Origin of the sequence: Leptolyngbya sp. FACHB-36 (assembly GCF_014695955.1) — a bacterium.
Lineage (GTDB): Bacteria > Cyanobacteriota > Cyanobacteriia > Leptolyngbyales > Leptolyngbyaceae > FACHB-36.
Genome location: NZ_JACJPG010000679.1, coordinates 1 through 3,878 on the forward strand (window position 1 = coordinate 1; position 3,878 = coordinate 3,878).

A 3,878-nucleotide genomic window follows, 5' to 3' on the forward strand; every position below is an offset into this window, starting at 1 on the left:
TTGAAGGCTGCACCCGGTGAGAATGAGTCGATCGATGTGATTCGCGAAGCCGCCCTGAGGGATTACACACAAGCCATTAATCTGCGTTCCAATTCCTCAGTGCGCGCGACCGCTCTAACCAACCGGGGCAACGTCCTGCTGGCGCGAAACGATCTTCCTGCCGCTTTTCGAGACTATAACCAAGCCGTCCAGATCAACCCAAACTACGCGGCAGCCTATTACAACCGAGGGATGGCATCTCAGACTCTCAATCGGCGGGATCCAGCAATCACCGACTTTCGCCGCGCCGCTGATCTCTACCAAGCACAGGGCTACCCCAGGCTGCAGACCGAGGCGCTCAACCGCATTAAAGGGCTTCAGCAGAGCCAAACCACCGCTCCTCCCCCGACCCAATCGCCTCAAACGCGATAAGCCAGAACGAATCGATCGATCCCTGCCAAATCCTTATGCGTCTGGATGTCCCGGTAGCATCCGTGCGCCTGTAGAAGCTCAGAAACCGCGATCGCTTGTCCTGCCATGATTTCCAGCAGCAAAACGCCATCAGGGTGCAAATACTCTGGAGCCGTGATAGCGAGATGGCGAATGGAATCTAATCCATCCGTGCCGCCATCGAGTGCGAGGTGCGGCTCGTGTTGAGCGACTTCGGGCTGTAGCTCTAGTACCAAGGCGCTGGGAATGTAGGGCGGATTAGAGACGATGCCGCTAAAAGCTCCCTTGAGAGAGTTCAATGGCTCAAACCACGAGCCGTGATGAAACTGGATTCGTTCTGTCAAACCAAGCGATATGGCGTTCTGCTGAGCGATCGCCAGCGCCTCAGCACTACGATCTACAGCGTGAATCACTGCGCTTGGGAAAGCGTCTGCTAGTCCAATCGCGATCGCACCGCTGCCCGTACCCAAGTCTGCCCAGCGGAGTGTGGGAAGTGGAGAGCGAGGAGCCGTCGCGATCGCAAGGTCGATGAGCTGTTCGGTTTCGGGGCGAGGAATCAACACAGCGGGAGAGACCCGGAGCAGAAATTGCCGCCAGGGAGCAATTCCGGTCAGATACTGCACAGGCACACGGTTCTGAACGCGCTGCTGCCAGCGGCAATCGAGTTCAGACAAGGGAACCTGAAGGGCAACACGGGGCCGATCTTTGTAGGAGTCGAGCCGCAGCGCCAGACGGTCTAGCTCGGTCAGCGTTTGCAGAAACCAGTCCACCTCAGCGGGTGGAATGGCAGCGGCGATCGCGTGCGATCGTGCCTGACTTCGCCACTGCCACAGGTCTAGCCCAGAAGCGAAATACATAAAGTCGAATGATGAATTTTGAATTGATTATTCAAAATTCACCACTCCTCTACTTTTTCGGAGCGGGCTGGGGCTTGGCTTGGTTCTGCTGCTGCGGAGCTAGCGCTCGTACGAATTGGATCGACTCCTCTGGCGGAACCAGCATAATCTGATTCAGCTGTGGATCATTCTTCGTCTGCAACACTTGCACCAGCCCTTCCAGGTTCAGCACTTGAATTTCAAGGCTAGATGCAAGATTGGGCTGCTGCTGCTTGAAGCGATCGACTAGTCCTTGCAGTTCTTCTTTCTTGAAGAACATGGGAATGACCTGTTGGTTGCCCTGCTGAATGGTGAGGTAGCCTTTATCCTTGCCGCCACGCGCAACAAACAGCGGTGTGCCATTAAACTGCTGCACCTGCTGTCCTCCCTGCTTTAGCAGGTTGACTGCCGTATCCACCTGTTGGCGAGACGGGACATAAGCAAAACCGAGACCCTCAGGCTTGCCTTTATTGGATTCGTTAAGCTGATAGACTTCTGCCAGGGAAACCGGAACGACCTGTACGCCTTTTGCCAGCTCAGGATTACGAGTTTTTAACCCATCTAGAAATGCCTGTGCATCTTTCTGGCTGATAAACACGCCTGCTACTGAAGGTCCTTTCTGCCCACTTGGAGGAGACGCCACCAGCGGTGCACCTTGGGAGTTAGCGATCGTAAAAACGGGAACCGGGCGTAACTTCTGTATAATTTGATCTGCGGGAATGGCGAGAACTTGCACTGCCCCTGCCAATACGGACCCCAACAAGGCACTGCCAACGAGACCAACGGTCGCACTCCAGCGGATGACTGATTTCATAACTGCTCCTGGGACAAAAGCTGTAAGGGACGTGTAGAACCAACGGAAAATTAACGAGCGTGAATGAAGCATCTCGGTGCTTATCTCAGCGGCACCGCTATCGGCTTACCCATTTTGAGTGATTGATTGTATTTTGTAAATTCATTTCAACGAAGTCGCGGCGGGTTCACCGTCTTGTTGAAGAATTAAAGCACACTCAATCACCTTTAGGTTCAACGCCGCGTTAGCTCCGTTAGCGCTCTTGGTCGATGACTCATTTCGCGAGTGAGCAGTTCCACATCCATGAAATCTGACTGCTGCACAGATCGAGCTAGTGTGCAGGGACGACGATCGCGATCGCCCCTATTCGCGCTGGTCCTGTTCGTTTGCCTGCTGGGGCTAAGCGCCTGCCATCCGGTCTCCACCCAGCTCAAGCTCGGTACGCTGCTGCCCATTACGGGCGATCTTTCCGCCTATGGGTCGTCGATGCAAGATACTGCTCGCTTCCTCGTCAGTACCGTCAATGGCTGCGGTGGCGTTCTGGGGCAGCCCGTGGACTTGGTAGCAGAGGACGACCAGACGGAACCTGCGGCAGGCGCATCTGCCATGACGAAATTGGCGGAGGTCGATCGCGTTGCCGGAGTTGTGGGTGCAGCGTCTAGTGGAACTGCCAGCGCAGAAGTAGATATTGCCGTGCGAAACCAGGTGATTTTGATTTCGCCGTCCAGCACCAGTCCGGTGTTCAGCGAGCGATCGCGGCGCGGCGAGTTTCAGGGGTTTTGGTTTCGCACCGCTCCACCAGACACGTTTCAAAGTAAGGCGCTAGCGCAGCTTGCCAAGACGAGGGGTGTTCGCTCCGTTGCGGTTCTTGCCATTAATAACGACTACGGCAACGGCATACTGTCCGCGTTCATTCCTGCCTTTGAAGCGATCGGCGGCACGGTTGTTAACAAAGCCAACCCAACACGCTACCCGCCGGATAGCTCAACGTTTGACTCGATCGTCAGCGCAGGCTTTCGCGACAATCCAGATGCGGTACTGCTGATTGCCTATCCAGAAACCGGAAGCCTGATCCTGAAAGCGGCATACCAGCAAGGACTGTTGGCAAAAGCGTTGCTGCTGGCAACGGACGGCATGAAGGAAGCTGGAATTGCGGACCTAGTTGGCAAGACGGCTCAAGGGCAGTATCTTGCGGCAGGGATGGTGGGTACTGCCCCAAGCGCGGGAGGTCCAGCGCTGAAGCAGTTTCAGGAGCGGTACGCAGCTCAGTTTCGACGAACGCCAAAGATTTTTGACCCCAACACTTGGGATGCTGCTGCCCTGATTGTGCTGGCTGCCGAAGCCGCTAAATCTACAAGCGCCACGGCAATCAAGGACCTGATGCGAGACGTTGCCAATCCTCCCGGTGAATCCGTGACAGATGTATGTCAAGGATTGTCGCTTTTGCGGGCTGGCAGATCGATTAACTATGAGGGAGCCAGCGGCAGCGTGGATTTAAACGATGTCGGAGATGTGACGGGGCGGTATGACGTGTGGACGATTGCTCCTGACGGCAGCTTAAAAGTAATTGACGCGATCGCGGTGACGGAAAAATAGCCGTTTGTTGATGCTGTGCCGACTGTCGCAGTGCTTTTTCCACTTCAAAGACCGGAGACTTTTTGCAGTAGGGCATCACGATCGACCTGCAAGGCGCGATCGAAATCGGGGGCGTAAGCGAATGAGGGAATCAGCGGACTGAAGAATTGAACGATCGGAACATTCTCGACGACGGTGAGAAAATC

At 55.2% G+C, this 3,878-nt stretch carries 4 protein-coding genes; 2 read left to right on the plus strand and 2 right to left on the minus strand.

Annotated elements, in window-relative coordinates; translation table 11 throughout:
- On the plus strand, positions 1-411 hold a 411-nt coding region (locus tag H6F43_RS21340; RefSeq protein ID WP_190345180.1), incomplete at its 5' end, for a tetratricopeptide repeat protein.
- Here H6F43_RS21340 and prmC read toward each other — a convergent pair.
- Together prmC and H6F43_RS21350 are read right to left on the minus strand one after the other, a co-directional pair.
- Positions 399-1,286, minus strand: coding sequence for a peptide chain release factor N(5)-glutamine methyltransferase (prmC, locus tag H6F43_RS21345; RefSeq protein WP_190345181.1), 888 nt, complete (start codon positions 1,284-1,286; stop codon positions 399-401). The two genes, H6F43_RS21340 and prmC, sit on opposite strands and share 13 nt — an antisense overlap.
- Before the next feature lie 49 nt (positions 1,287-1,335).
- A complete protein-coding gene (locus H6F43_RS21350; protein WP_190345182.1) occupies positions 1,336-2,118 on the minus strand; it encodes a Tic22 family protein in 783 nt (260 codons plus the stop codon).
- A gap of 282 nt (positions 2,119-2,400) precedes the next feature.
- Between H6F43_RS21350 and H6F43_RS21355 the strand changes: the two genes are divergently transcribed.
- The gene (locus H6F43_RS21355) at positions 2,401-3,693 is read left to right on the plus strand and encodes an ABC transporter substrate-binding protein (RefSeq protein WP_190345183.1); all 1,293 of its coding nucleotides are present in this window, start codon (positions 2,401-2,403) and stop codon (positions 3,691-3,693) included.
- Positions 3,694-3,878 lie beyond the last annotated feature (185 nt).